Source organism: Streptomyces sp. NPDC053541 (genome assembly GCF_044544705.1).
Taxonomy (GTDB): Bacteria; Actinomycetota; Actinomycetes; order Streptomycetales; family Streptomycetaceae; genus Streptomyces.
In genome coordinates, this window is the sequence record NZ_JBITXM010000009.1 from 280,949 (window position 1) to 293,032 (window position 12,084).

The 12,084-nt window shown below is 76.2% G+C and carries 12 protein-coding genes; 6 read left to right on the forward strand and 6 right to left on the reverse strand.

Annotation, left to right across the window (positions count from 1 at the left end):
• Positions 1–381 precede the first annotated feature (381 nt).
• Positions 382–1,236: a BTAD domain-containing putative transcriptional regulator gene (locus tag ACIGW2_RS23990; RefSeq protein ID WP_399845707.1), complete on the forward strand. Its 855-nt coding sequence runs from the start codon at positions 382–384 to the stop codon at positions 1,234–1,236.
• Positions 1,237–1,486: 250 nt separating this feature from the next.
• Positions 1,487–3,523, forward strand: a complete 2,037-nt coding sequence (locus ACIGW2_RS23995) for a helix-turn-helix domain-containing protein (RefSeq protein ID WP_399845710.1) — start codon at positions 1,487–1,489, stop codon at positions 3,521–3,523.
• A gap of 103 nt (positions 3,524–3,626) precedes the next feature.
• Here ACIGW2_RS23995 and ACIGW2_RS24000 read toward each other — a convergent pair whose 3' ends face one another.
• Positions 3,627–4,856 (reverse strand): IS701 family transposase, encoded by a 1,230-nt coding sequence (locus ACIGW2_RS24000; RefSeq protein WP_399845713.1) that lies wholly within the window; start codon positions 4,854–4,856, stop codon positions 3,627–3,629.
• Positions 4,857–5,207: 351 nt separating this feature from the next.
• Here ACIGW2_RS24000 and crcB (ACIGW2_RS24005) point away from each other — a divergent pair, with 351 nt between their 5' ends.
• The 3 genes from crcB (ACIGW2_RS24005) to crcB (ACIGW2_RS24015) are packed head-to-tail and all read left to right on the forward strand — an operon-like array spanning position 5,208 to position 6,330.
• Entirely contained in the window at positions 5,208–5,621 is a 414-nt protein-coding gene (crcB, locus tag ACIGW2_RS24005; RefSeq protein ID WP_391655595.1) for a fluoride efflux transporter CrcB, read from the forward strand.
• Entirely contained in the window at positions 5,618–5,980 is a 363-nt protein-coding gene (locus tag ACIGW2_RS24010; protein ID WP_361590521.1) for a DUF190 domain-containing protein, read from the forward strand. The genes crcB (ACIGW2_RS24005) and ACIGW2_RS24010 overlap by 4 nt, the downstream gene beginning before the upstream one ends.
• Complete coding sequence (gene crcB, locus ACIGW2_RS24015; protein ID WP_399845718.1) at positions 5,977–6,330, forward strand: fluoride efflux transporter CrcB; 354 nt, start codon at positions 5,977–5,979, stop codon at positions 6,328–6,330. Before ACIGW2_RS24010 ends, crcB (ACIGW2_RS24015) begins: the two co-directional genes overlap by 4 nt.
• An 86-nt stretch (positions 6,331–6,416) precedes the next feature.
• Here the strand turns inward: crcB (ACIGW2_RS24015) and ACIGW2_RS24020 are convergent, their stop codons facing one another.
• Together ACIGW2_RS24020 and ACIGW2_RS24025 are read right to left on the reverse strand one after the other, a co-directional pair.
• Positions 6,417–7,856 carry a DHA2 family efflux MFS transporter permease subunit gene (locus tag ACIGW2_RS24020; RefSeq protein ID WP_391655594.1) on the reverse strand — a complete coding sequence of 480 codons (1,440 nt, stop codon included), beginning with the start codon at positions 7,854–7,856 and terminating at the stop codon, positions 6,417–6,419.
• Positions 7,857–7,869: 13 nt separating this feature from the next.
• On the reverse strand, positions 7,870–8,505 hold the full coding sequence (locus ACIGW2_RS24025) for an NADPH-dependent FMN reductase (RefSeq protein WP_399845722.1): 636 nt from the start codon (positions 8,503–8,505) through the stop codon (positions 7,870–7,872).
• A 128-nt stretch (positions 8,506–8,633) separates the two neighbouring features.
• On the opposite strand from ACIGW2_RS24025, the gene ACIGW2_RS24030 reads away from it, so the two are divergent.
• Positions 8,634–9,329: a TetR/AcrR family transcriptional regulator C-terminal domain-containing protein gene (locus tag ACIGW2_RS24030; RefSeq protein ID WP_391655592.1), complete on the forward strand. Its 696-nt coding sequence runs from the start codon at positions 8,634–8,636 to the stop codon at positions 9,327–9,329.
• On the opposite strand, the gene ACIGW2_RS24035 is transcribed toward ACIGW2_RS24030, so the two are convergent.
• The 3 genes from ACIGW2_RS24035 to ACIGW2_RS24045 all read right to left on the reverse strand — a co-directional run bounded on the left by ACIGW2_RS24035 (position 9,305) and on the right by ACIGW2_RS24045 (position 12,030).
• Positions 9,305–10,093 carry a hypothetical protein gene (locus tag ACIGW2_RS24035; protein ID WP_399845727.1) on the reverse strand — a complete coding sequence of 263 codons (789 nt, stop codon included), beginning with the start codon at positions 10,091–10,093 and terminating at the stop codon, positions 9,305–9,307. The two genes, ACIGW2_RS24030 and ACIGW2_RS24035, sit on opposite strands and share 25 nt — an antisense overlap.
• A 161-nt stretch (positions 10,094–10,254) precedes the next feature.
• The gene (locus ACIGW2_RS24040; RefSeq protein WP_399845730.1) at positions 10,255–11,289 is read right to left on the reverse strand and encodes a serine hydrolase domain-containing protein; all 1,035 of its coding nucleotides are present in this window, start codon (positions 11,287–11,289) and stop codon (positions 10,255–10,257) included.
• Between the two features lie 9 nt (positions 11,290–11,298).
• Complete coding sequence (locus tag ACIGW2_RS24045) at positions 11,299–12,030, reverse strand: L,D-transpeptidase (RefSeq protein WP_399845733.1); 732 nt, start codon at positions 12,028–12,030, stop codon at positions 11,299–11,301.
• Between the last annotated feature and the right edge of the window lie 54 nt (positions 12,031–12,084).

Sequence of the window (12,084 nt, forward strand, 5' to 3'; positions counted from 1 at the left end):
TCCCGGTGCATGACTTCCCGTGGGGCGCTTCCCTCCCGTGCCCGCGCGGGGCCATGATGGACCCAAAGAAAACCGCCATGCCGGTTTTCTCGGCTCCCTGGCCGGAAGGCGCCCGCGACGCTGCCTGAAAACGAGCGCCAAAGCATACCCGTGGGTCCAGTATCCGGATCCCCGAGTAGGTTTCCTCACATCTTGACGAGCTGTTGATGGGTCAAATGCGGGGCAAAGCGGGCAAAAATTCCGTCCGCGAGGTCCAGAGATTCCGTACCGTCCGGTTTCTTATTGACATGCCGCGCGGTCTCTTTTCTAATCGTCCAGGGTCATCCCGTGCGCAGACACTGAGGGGGCAAGGTGGACGTCCGGATCCTGGGGGGACTTTCGGTGCGCGAGAACGGGGTGTCGATCACCCCGACCGCCGCCGCGCCGCGACAGGTGCTCGCCCTGCTCGCGACCTCCGCCGACCAGGTCGTGCCGGCCACCGTGCTCATGGCCGAGCTGTGGCCCTCCGGCGCCCCGCGCGGCGCCCGGGCCGAGCTCCACGCCCACATCGCGGGCCTGCGCGCGCTCCTCGCCGCCGCCCTCCGCGACGGGCGGCCCCGCGCCGCCGGGCGCGGCGCGGACGACGGGCGCACCGCCGAGACCGTGCTCGCCGCCCAGGCCGGCGGCTACCGCCTCGACACCGGCGGCGGCTCCCACGACGTCGGACGCTTCGAGCGCGCCGCCGGCGCCGGCTACCGCGCGATGGAGGCCGGCGACCTGCCCCGGGCCGCGCTCCGGCTCGGCGAGGCACTCGCCCTGTGGCGCGGCGAGCCCTACGAGGGCGTGGCCGCCGGCCCCCGGCTGCGCGCCGAGAGCGCCCGTCTGGCCGCCTCCCGGATGAGCGTCCTCGACCAGTGGGTCGAGGCCCAGCTGGGCCTCGGCAAGCACGCCGAGATGGTCCCCGAGCTCGCCACCCTCGTCGCCCGGCACCCCGTCAACGAGGCCCTGCACGCCCAGTTCATGGTCGCCCTGCTGCGCTCCGGGCGCACCGAGGACGCCCTCGACGTGTACGCGCGCCTGTGCGGCGCGCTGCTCGCCGACGGCGACCGGCAGCCCTCCGCGCGCCTGCGCCGCCTCCACCGCTCGCTGCTCACCGTCCGGGACGGCGCCCGGCCGCCCCGGGTGCCCGCGCAGGCCCCCGGCGTGTGGGCCCGCACGCCCCGGCTCGTCCCGGCCTTCGCGGGCGCGCCGGTCTGATCCGGGCGCGCCCCGGCGCCTTCTGACGCCCCGTCTCCCCGCGCCGGACCGCCCCGCCCGGGACAAGGCGGCGGAAGAGGAGCGAACGGGAATGATGGGATGGATCCGGCCGTTGTCCGGCGTGGACGACGGCGCGGGTACCGGTACCGATCCGGGTACCCGTACCGGTACGGGTCCTGGTGCCGGTTCCGGCCGGTGGTACGGGCGTCCGGCGCGGCGCACGGTGACGCGACACAGCGGGAGTTGAGGCATGGCCCAGCACGGCACGGGCGGGAGCGGAAGCGTGGACGCGCTCTCCGTGCTGGAGCTGCTCGCCCAGCAGGCGCCGCCGGAGCGCTTCGCCGAACTGCTCGACCGGGCCCGCGAGGCCGGCCGTCCCCCGGCCGAACTGGCCCCCCTCGAGCGGGCCGTGCACCTCGCGACCGGCGTCGCCCAGTCGCTCGCCCGCCGCGAGCAGCGCGCCGACGCCATCGACGCGCTCGCCGACACCGCCCGCGAGCTCACCCACCCGTACGACCTCGACGGGCTGCTGCGGCTCGTCGTCCGCCGCGCCCGCCGGCTCCTCGACCTCGACCTGGCCTGCGTCACCCTGCGCGACGCGCACGGCGTACGGCTGCTGCACAGCAGCGAGGGCGGGCTCACCGGCCAGGGCCTCGGCCCGGTCGGCTGCCCGGCCGCCCTGGAGCGCGAGGGGCTCGGCGGCCTCGTCCACGCCCTCGGCGGACCGGCCTGGACCGAGGACTACCTGACCGACGACCGCTTCCCGCACCTGCCCGCCGTCGACCGGGTCGTCCGGGACGAGGGGCTGCGCGCGGTGCTCGCCGTGCCGCTGCGGATCGGCGACACCGTCCTCGGCCTGCTGTACGGAGGGGACCGCCGGGCCCGCCGGTTCGCCGACGGCGAGCTGGCGCTGCTCGCCCCGCTCGCCGACCTGGCCGCCGTCGCCACCGAGAAAGCCGGCCTGCTCGACCAGACCCGCGCCGAGGTCACCGAGCTGGAGCTGGACAGCTCCCGCGCCCGCACCGCGCTCACCCGCATGCGCTACATCAGCGCGGCCCACGGCCGGATGATGAACCTGGTGCTGTCCGGCGGCGACCTGCTGGGCGTCGCCAAGGCGGCCGGGGACGCCCTCGACGCCCTCGTCCTGGTCCGCGACCCCGGCGGCCGCACCCTCGCCGCCACCGGCGAGCCGGTCGGCCTCGACGAGGACGCGGTGGCCAAGGCCTCCCTCGACGCGCACGCGGGCGGCCGCCCCGTCCGCACCCCCGCCGGCCCGGACACGGACCGTGCGGCGGACCCCGGTGCGGACCCCGGTGCGGACCCCGGCGGCGGGCAGACCTGGGTCGCCCCGGTCGTCGCCGGCTCCGAGGACCTGGGCGTCCTCGTGGTCACCGCCGCCACCCCGCTCACCGGCGAGGACGAGCGCCTGCTCGAACTCGCCGCCCAGTCCGTCGCCCTCCTGCTCCTCATGCAGCGCTCCACCGCCGTCGCCGAGGGCCCCGTGCGCGACGAGCTGCTCGACGACCTGCTCGCCGAGCCGCAACACGCCCCGCAGCAGATCGCCCAGCGCGCCCGCCGCCTCGGCATCGACCTGCGCAAGCCGCACGTCCTGGTGGTGGCCCGCCCCGAGGGCGGCGAGCAGGGCCGCGCGGTCGTGTGGGCGTCCTCGTACGCGTACCGGATGGGCGGTCTGAAGACCGTGCAGGGCGGCTGCATCGTGCTGCTGCTGCCCGGAGTGGACGCCTCCGCCGCCGCGCGGGCCGTCTCGGCCGAGCTCGCCCCGCTGCTCGGGCACCCGGTCTCCGTCGGCGCCGCCGGCCCCGGCTGGAGCCCCGACAGCGTCGCCCGGCTCGCCCAGGAGGCCATGCGCTGCCTGGACGCCATGAGCGCGCTCGGCGGCGCGGGGGCCGCCGCCTCCGTGGAGGACCTGGGCTTCCTGGGCCTGCTGCTCTCCGACGACCACGACGTGGACGGCTTCATCGAGTCGGCGATCGGCCCCGTCCTCGACTACGACGCCGAGCGGTTCACCGACCTCACCCGCACCCTGGAGGCCTACTTCGCCTCCGGCGGCAGCCCCACCAACGCGGCCGAGGCCCTGCACGTGCACCCCAACACCGTCTCCCGCCGCCTGGAGCGGATCGGCGAACTCCTCGGCGCCGAATGGCAGAAGCCCGGCCAGGTCCTCGAAGTCCAGCTCGCCCTGCGTCTCCAGCGCACCCGCGACGTCCTCGCCCGCCGCCGCGCCGCCCTGTCCACGGGCCCGCGCGCGGCCCGCGGCGAGGAGTGACCGGAGGGCCCCCTTCCGGCACGGCACGGCGCGCCGCTGCCCGTCACGGAAGGGGTACGGGGTCCGGAAGCCCCAACTCCCGGACCCCGGTCCGTAAGCGGGCTCAGCCCGCCGAGCGGGCCGGCACCGCGCCGTAACCGGCCTCCCGGTCCGCCGCCAGCACGGTCGCCGCGTGCGCGGCCGAGGCCAGCGTGATGTGCCGGTGCCAGCCGCGGAAGGAGCGGCCCACGAAGTCCCGCAGGCCCGCGCCCTCGCCGACCGCGCGGAAGTCCCGCTCCACCCTCCGGGAGAGCTTGGTCAGCCGCAGCAGCGGGCCGACCGCCGAGCCGGTCAGATCGGTGATCCACAGCCGGGCCGGGGCGTGCTGCGGCTCGTCCCACTCGCCGAGCAGCAGCAGCGGCCGCTGCCGCTCGCCCGCCGGCACGGGAAGCGTGACCCGCACGGCGGTGGCGAGCGAGGTGCGCGAGGTGCGCACCCCGGAGACCGAGTCCACCCAGCTCACCGGGCGGCGCAGCCCCTTGAGGGACTCCAGGATCTGCAGCGCCGTCAGCGGGCCCGAGCCGAAGCCGGGCAGCGAGCGGTCCGCGACGGTCAGCCGGCAGCCGGCGCCGATCCGCGCCACCACCGGCACGCCCGCGAGCGCCAGCCGGTGCAGGGCCGCCCGGCCCGCGCCGCCCCGCACGTCGAGCAGCAGCGGCTTGCGGGCCACCTCGGGCCAGCGGGCGGTGTCCAGGGCCACGTTGACCGCGCACTCCTCCAGGGTCTCCTCGCCCGCGCCCTCCGGGACCTCGGCCCGGTCGCGCCGCGTGCGGTCCTTGACCCACGGATCGGGCAGGAACAGGCGCCAGTTGACCGGCACGCTGGTCTCCTCGGAGGCGAACCACAGCCCGAAGGCCTGCTGTCCGCGGAAGACCTGCCCGCGCTCGGGGTCGAAGCGCCGGTCGACGCCCACCGAGTGCTGTCCGGCCTTCGGTATCGGCATCGGGCGCACCACCCAGGCCTGCGGGGACGCGGTGCGCTGGAGGTGCCGGGCCAGCTCGGCGCGCATCGGCCGCCAGTCCCAGGTGGAGCTGGAGATGAAGTGGTGCAGGCTCTGCTCGGCGGCCGGGCCGCCGATCTGGGCGGCGATGTTGCGGATGGACTTGCGGCCCTGCGCGGTCAGCAGACCGCGCAGGTACTGCTCGGCCTTCATCCGCTGGTCGCGGCGCGGGAAGCCGGAGAACAGCGCGGCGCAGAGTTCGCCGTACACGTCCTCGCCGGCGTCCCTGCCGGCCGCGTCCCGGTGCGCGGCGACGGTCCTGAACCTCGATGCGGTTGCGACGGATGTACTCACGACACTCCTGCCATGGGGGGGTGGGGCAGCTCCCTCCTGCTGCCCCACCACCGTCCCCCGCCGGGCCCCTCCCGCACGAGGTGGAGGGGGCACCCGTCTGGGCCGCCCGGTGGTGGCCGGACCACACCCCCGCCCCGCGCCGTCCCGGGGCGCGATACCCCGTGGGGGGATCTGACAGATTCGGGAGCCCGGCTTTGACCCCCGCGCGGCCCCGCCCGGAACATCGGGGCGAGGCAGCACGGGCCGGCCTCCGGTTAATGCCCCAGGCCGGAGACCGCGCCTGTGCGCCTCGTCCCTCCGACGCCCGCTCCCGGGTGATCGGCCGCACCGACCTGTGCCTACGCTGGTGCCATGGGATTCCGCGCGCAGCTGCCGGTCGTCGGGGTGGTCGCCGCGGGCGGTGCCCTCGGGGCCGCGGCCCGCTATGCGGCGGTCCTGCTGTGGCCCACTCCGAGCGGTGCCTTCCCGTGGACGGTGCTGGCCGTCAACGTGCTCGGGTGCGCCGTGCTCGGCGCGCTCATGGTGGTGGCCACCGAGACCGCCCACCCGCCGCACCCGCTCGTCCGCCCCTTCCTGGGCACCGGAGTCTGCGGCGGCTTCACCACCTTCTCGACCTACTCCCTGGACACCCAGCGGCTGCTCGCCGGCGGCGAGGTCCCGCGCGCCCTGCTCTATCTCGGGGGCACCGCGGTGGCCGCGCTGGCCGCCGTCTGGGCCGGCGTGGTCGCCGCCCGGGCCGCCACCGTACGCAGGAGGCCGTCATGACCCGGCTCGCCGGCCGCGCACTCCGGCTGACCGTTCTCGTCGGCGAGAACGACACCTGGCACCACCGCCCGCTGTCCACCGAGATCGTGCACCGCGCGCACGCCGCCGGCCTCGCCGGCGCCTCCGTCTTCCACGGCGTCGAGGGCTTCGGCTCCTCCGCCGTCGTGCACACCGCCCGACTGCTCTCGCTCGGCGAGGACCTGCCGATGGCGGTCGTCGTCGTGGACACGGAGGAGCGGGTGCGGGCCTTCCTGCCGGAGCTGGAGGAGCTCATGGCGGACGGGGGACTGGTGCTGCTCGACCCCTGCGAGGTCGTCCGGTACGGGCCGCCCGCGGCGGCCGGGGAGCCGCCCGCGTGAACTGGCTGCTCGTCGTCGCCGGCGCGGCCGTCGGCGCCCCCCTGCGCTATCTCACCGACCGGGCCGTCGAGGCCCGCCACGACTCGGTCTTCCCCTGGGGCACCTTCGTGGTCAACGTGGTCGGCTCCTTCGTCCTGGGCCTGCTGACCGGGGTCGCCTCGGCGCGCGCCGGACTGCTGCTCGGCACCGGCCTGTGCGGGGCGCTCACCACGTACTCGACCTTCTCCTACGAGACTCTGAAGCTCTACGAGTCGGGCGCCCGCGCGTACGCGGCGGCGAACGTCGCGGGCAGCGTCGCCGCGGGTCTGGCCGCGGTCTGGCTGGGCGTGGAGACCGCGCGCGCCTTCTGAACGGCGGCCACGGCGGCCCGCGTACGGCTGGACATGGCGCGGAAGGCGCTCGTGGCGGGCGGTTCCTGACGCCGCCACGAGCGCCTTCAGCGGGGGAGGCCGGCCCGGCGGCCCGGCAGGAGCAGGGCGGGCAGCAGCGCCAGGGCGATGAGCACCGCCGCGACGGCGTAGGTGAGGCGGAAGCCTGCCGGGTCGGCGCCCGCCGTGGACAGCACCACCGAGCAGAGCGCGGTGCCGATCGACGCGCCCAGCTGCGAGTTGATGCTCAGCGCGGTGCTCGCGGCGGCCAGCCGGTCCTTGGGCAGGTCGCGGCCGGCGGTGGTCATCGTCGGCATCAGGACGATCCCCGCGCCGACGCCCATCAGCATCGCCGCCGCGACCGGCCGCCAGGCCGCCACGTCCGGGATGCCGGTCTGCACGGCGCTCAGCGCCATGCCGAGCGCGGCGACGACGACACCGGCCGGGATCAGCCGCCGGGGCGCGGTCCGGTCGATCCGCCGGGCCGCGATCTGCATGGTCAGGCCGACGGTGAGCCCGACCGGTGCGGACAGCAGCCCGGCCGCGCTCGCGGTGAGCCCGCGCGCCGACTGCCAGTACACCGGCGCGAGCAGCATCGAGCCGAAGTAGCCGCAGGTGAACAGGGCGAGGGTGCCGACGCCCGCGGCGAAGGTGCGGTCGCGCAGCAGCCGCAGGTCGAGCAGCGGCGCACGGGCCGTCAGGGCCCGCCGTACGAAACCGGCCACGAGGACCAGGCCCGCCAGGGCCGGGAGCAGCGCCCCCGGCGCGGTCGGGTCGCCGTCCTCGCCGCCCCGCGCCAGCCCGTACAGGAGCAGCGCGAGTCCGGGGGAGAGCATCAGCAGGCCCGGTACGTCGAGCCGGGGCGCCGGGTCGCCGGCGCGCGGCGCGTCGGGGCGCAGCAGCCGGACGGCGAGGGCGAGGGCGAGCGCGCCGAGCGGCAGGTTGACCAGGAAGATCCAGTGCCAGGACGCGGCGTCCACGAGCCAGCCGCCGAGGGTGGGTCCGATCACCGGGCCGACCAGGATGGGCAGTCCGCCGACGGCCATCGCCCGGCCCATGCGTGCCGGGTCGGCGGCCCGCATCACCATCGTCATGCCGACCGGCATGAGCAGTCCGCCGCCGAGCCCCTGCACGGCGCGGAAGGCGATCAGGCTGCCCGCGTCCCAGGCGAGCGCGGCGAGCAGCGAGCCGAGGGTGAAGAGGACGAGCGCGGTGAGATAGGTGCGGCGGGCGCCGATCCGGCCCATCGCCCAGGCGGCGGTGGGGATCACGGCGGCGAGCGCCAGGGTGTAGGCGGTGGCGGTCCACTGGATGGTGGTCAGCGGGGCCTGGAAGGCGTCCGAGAGGCTGCGGAGCGCCACGTTGACGATGGTCATGTCCAGGACCGACATGACGGAGCCGAGGACGGTGACGGCGAGGACCCGGCCGAGCGGGGTCCCGGCCGCGCCGGCGGGGGCGGTCGCCGCGGGGCCGGTGGAGGGCCCGCTGCGGGGCGGTGCGGAGGTCATGTCCGGTGCCCCCTCAGCCCTGGTACGGGAGGGCGGCCCGGGCGGTGCGCAGCGCACGGCCCCACCAGGCGAGCTGGCCGAGCATGCCCTTGGCGGCGCCCTCGGCGACGGCACGGTCGAGCGGCTGCCCGTCCTCGCCGAGGCCGGACCAGGGCCCGTGCAGGCTGACCGAGTCGCGCACGGTGGTGGCGTGCAGCTCGGCGAAGACCAGCCGGAGCTGCTCGACCGCGCGCAGGCCGCCGCCGAGGCCGCCGTACGAGACGAAGCCGACCGGCTTGGCGTACCACTCGGCCCGGTGCCAGTCGATGAGGTTCTTCAGGACGGCCGGGAAGCTGTGGTTGTACTCCGGGGTCACGACCACGAAGGCGTCGGCGGCGGCGAGCCGCGGCGAGACCTCGGCGAGCGCCGCGGTGGCGCGCGGGTCGACCTCCCCGCCCCAGCCGGGCATGACCAGCGGCAGGTCGACGTCGGCCAGGTCGATCACGTCGAGCTCCAGGTCCCCGTGGCCGGCGGCGACTCCGGTGAACCAGTCGGTGACGGCGGGGCCGCGGCGCCCCTCGCGGACGCTGCCGACGAGGACGGCGACGCGCAGCGGCGCGGCCCCGGCCGTGGTGGCGGTGGTGGTGGCGGTGGTGGCGGTCGTGGACATGGCTGTTCCCCCTCCATGGGTGTCCGGGACGCCCGCTGCGTTCCGGCACACCAGGAAGGTACAACGGTCATTGTAAAAAGTGCAACGCACGTTGTACTTGGCTGGGCGGGGGCGAGTAAGGTGCCGGCATGAGCAGCACCAACGACGCCTGGATGGAACGCGCGCGGCGCGAGATCCCGCCCCGCAAGCTGGCGAAACAACTGGCCATCGTCCGCGCGGCCTGCGGCGTCTTCGGCCGCGAGGGCTACACGCGCGCCTCCGTCGACGCCCTCGCCGCCGCCGCGGACGTCTCGACCCGCACGCTCTACAACCACTTCCCGGGCGGCAAGGCCCTGCTCTTCCGCACCGTCGTCACCTGGACGGCCAACGAGGTGCGGGACGCCCAGCTCACCCGCCTCCACACGCTCCTCGACCCGGCCCGGCCGCCCCGCCCCGAGGAACTGGAACGCGATCTGGTCGCCCTCGCCCGCGCGTTCACCAGCCTGATCGCCGAGTACCCGGACCACTTCGCCCTCGTCCGGCACATCTCCGCCGAGGCGGGCCACCTGCCCGAGGAGGTCATGACCGCCTGGCGCGAGGCCGGGCCGCTGCCCGTCGCCCGGGCCCTCACCGCCGCCTTCACCGGCCTGGAGGAGGCCGGCCTCCTCGACCTGCGCGGCGACGCCGAGCTCGCCGCCCTCCACTTCCCGGCCCTCACCTCGGCGATCGTCCTCCAGCGGTCCCACTACGGCGTGCTGCCGCTCCCCGACGCCGAGAACGACCGCCTCCTGGCCGGCGGCGTCGCCGCCTTCCTGCGCGCCTACCGCCGCACCGACGGCGCGTAGACCCGGGCCGCCCCGGCCGCCGGTGCCCCGGCCGGGGCGGGCGCGAGCGCGAAGCCGTGGTTCGCCGCCACCGAGCGCAGGTGCTCGACCGACAGCGAACCCGGCCGCTCCAGCGCCAGCGCGGGCAGCCCCGCCCGCCCGTACCCGGCCGCCCGGTGGAAGGCCAGCACCGTCACCGGCACCGGCGCGTGGTGCGGAAACCGCCGGCGCGCCGCCGCCTCGTCGGTCGGCTCCGGCGCACCCCCGACGCCCAGGGTGAACAGCAGGCCGGCGCCCGTGCGGTCGAGCGCGGCGGCCAGGAAGGCGTGCGACGGGCAGGCCAGGCCCGGCGTGACCGCCCGGACCGTGCGCACCCCGTCCCGTACCGAGGTCAGATGCTCCGGCACCCGGTCGGCGGCCGGCCCGCGGAAGCCGAAGGGCCCCAGCTCGGCCAGCTCCTCCATGAGCAGGCGCAGCGGGCGGCGCGGGAGTTCGGCGGGCAGCCGGGTCCAGTCGAAGAGCCCGGCGAGCGCGTCCGGCGCGGTCGTGACGCCGCCCTCCGGCCCCTCCGGCCGGAGGGCCAGGAGTCTCGCCCGGGCCACGTCCTCCCGGCCGGGCCGGCAGGTCAGCGCGCGCACGGTGCCGAAGCGGTGCACCACCGCACGGCCCCGGGCCAGTTCACCGGCCGCCGCGTGCACGTCCCCGTCGTCGGCCGCCGCCCCCAGGACCACCGGCTCCGCCGCGGGTGCCGTCATCAGTGCCGTCCGCTCGTCTCCCACCGTCATGGCCCGTGCCTCCACTGCTCGTCGTCGCCTGCTCGTCATGTACGGCGTGCAACGAATCCGGCCCGATCCGGTCACCCGCGGTCACGGTGGGTCACGGGGCTCACGGGGCTCACGGGGCTCACGGACTCACGGACTCACGGGACGTACGGAACTCACGGGACTCACGCGAAGACCAGGGCGCGGAAGGCGTCCCGGATCCCCGTCACGGGGCCCGTCGCCCGCGTGAAGTACAGCTTGTTGGTGAGCAGCACGGCCCACCGGCCGCGCGCCGGGCTCACCCACATCGCGGTGCCGGTGAAGCCGTAGTGCGCCCACACGTCGTCCCGGACCGTCGTGCCCGGCGCGAGGTGCCAGAACAGGCCCCGGGCCGGGGTCAGTTCGCCGGTCCGCACGCGCAGCGACTGCGCCGTCCACCCGGGACCGAACGGCGGCCGTACGGGATCGAGCACCTGCCGCAGGAAGCGCCCCAGGTCCCCGGCCGTGGCGAAGGCCCCCGCGATCCCGCACGCCCCGCCGAGCAGCCGGGCCGAGAAGTCGTGCACGGTGCCCCGCAGATGGGCGCCGCTCTCCTCGTCGTACTCGGTGGCCGCGGTCCGCGCGACCAGCCCGGCCGGCAACGGCCCGTACCGGGTCTCCGTCATCCCCAGCGGCTCCCACACCCGGTCCCGGGCCAGTTCCCGCAGCGGCCGGCCGCCGGTCAGGAACTCGGCGAGGTAGCCGAGCAGCAGCGCCGCCCGGTCGGTGTACTCCACCGCCTCGCCCGGCCGCCGGCGCAGCCGCTCCCGCACCACCCCGTCCCGCACGTCCTGCGGGTCCGAGCCGTACAGCGCGCGGAGGTTGGCGCGCAGCGGCAGCCCCGCGGTGTGGGTGAGCAGTTGCAGCGGCGTCACGTCCCCCACCGGGTGCCCGGCCGTCTCCGGCCAGAAGTCCGCCAGCGGCACGTCGAGCGCCAGCTTCCCGTCCTCCACGAGGGTGCCGACCACCGGCCACACCGCGATCACCTTCGTCAGGCTCGCCAGGTCGAACAGCGCGTCCGCGCCCACCGGTTCGCCCCCCGGCACGAGCGCTCCGGCGCCCCCGCCCGCCAGCACCCCGCCGGCGTCCCCGACCGCCCAGGCGGCCCCGGGGAACACCCGGGCGCGGACGCCGTCCTGAAGGAGCCGTTCGACGCGGGGAACGGCGAGGGTCGTGTTCACACCGGAGGTCTACCCGTCGGTGCCGGGCTTCGCCCCCCACACGTACACCCGGTCGTCGACCTTCAGCAGCTTCCACAGCGCCGCCGCGTCCTTCATCGCGAGGTTGACGCAGCCGGCCGAGCCGCCCCCGTCGAAGAGGTCGCCCGGGTGCCCGTGCAGTGCCTGGCCGCCGTCGAAGAACTGGGCGTACGGCATGGGCGCGTCGTACAGGCTCGACACGTGGTCCTTGTCGCGCCAGTAGATGGTGTGCCAGCCGCGCCGGGTCTCCATCGTGTCGCGGCCGGTGCGGATCGGCACCGGACCGAAGCCGACCTTCGTGCCGGTCTGCACCCACAGCAGCTGCCGGTCCATGTCCACACAGGTCACGCGGTGGGAGCGGACCGGGCAGCGGCCCTGCGCGTTGGGGTTCGGCCGGGCCTTCACGGCGACCATCGTGCGGTACGTGCCGAGGTCGGCGTACCCGTCGGCGCGCGGCGTCCGCTCCTTCCGCTGGAAGGCCCGGATCGCGACGCAGTCGGCCTCCGACTGCACGCCGTCGACGGGGCGCCCCAGATGCTCCTCCAGCGGCCGCTGGTACGGGCCGGTCGGCGCCGTGCACGCGGCGGGCGCGAGGGCCCGGCCGTGGACGGGGGCGGCAGCGGGGGCGGTGGGGGCGGCGGCCCCGGCGGCGGGGGCCGCGCACAGCAGTGCCGCGACCGCCGTGGCGGCGGTCGCGGCACCGGTCGTCCGGACGGTGAGCACCTCGGAACCTCCTGGAGGGACGGGGACGTTCCCAGTCGAGCAGCGCCGACCGGT

Coding starts and splice junctions, on each gene's coding strand:
- ACIGW2_RS24030 (WP_391655592.1), top strand. CDS start 8,634: ATGAGCAGCACCAACGACGCCTGGATGGAACGCGCGCGGCGCGAGATC.
- ACIGW2_RS23995 (WP_399845710.1), top strand. CDS start 1,487: ATGGCCCAGCACGGCACGGGCGGGAGCGGAAGCGTGGACGCGCTCTCC.
- crcB (WP_391655595.1), top strand. CDS start 5,208: ATGGGATTCCGCGCGCAGCTGCCGGTCGTCGGGGTGGTCGCCGCGGGC.
- ACIGW2_RS24025 (WP_399845722.1), bottom strand. CDS start 8,505: ATGTCCACGACCGCCACCACCGCCACCACCACCGCCACCACGGCCGGG.
- ACIGW2_RS24020 (WP_391655594.1), bottom strand. CDS start 7,856: ATGACCTCCGCACCGCCCCGCAGCGGGCCCTCCACCGGCCCCGCGGCG.
- ACIGW2_RS24035 (WP_399845727.1), bottom strand. CDS start 10,093: ATGACGGTGGGAGACGAGCGGACGGCACTGATGACGGCACCCGCGGCG.
- ACIGW2_RS24010 (WP_361590521.1), top strand. CDS start 5,618: ATGACCCGGCTCGCCGGCCGCGCACTCCGGCTGACCGTTCTCGTCGGC.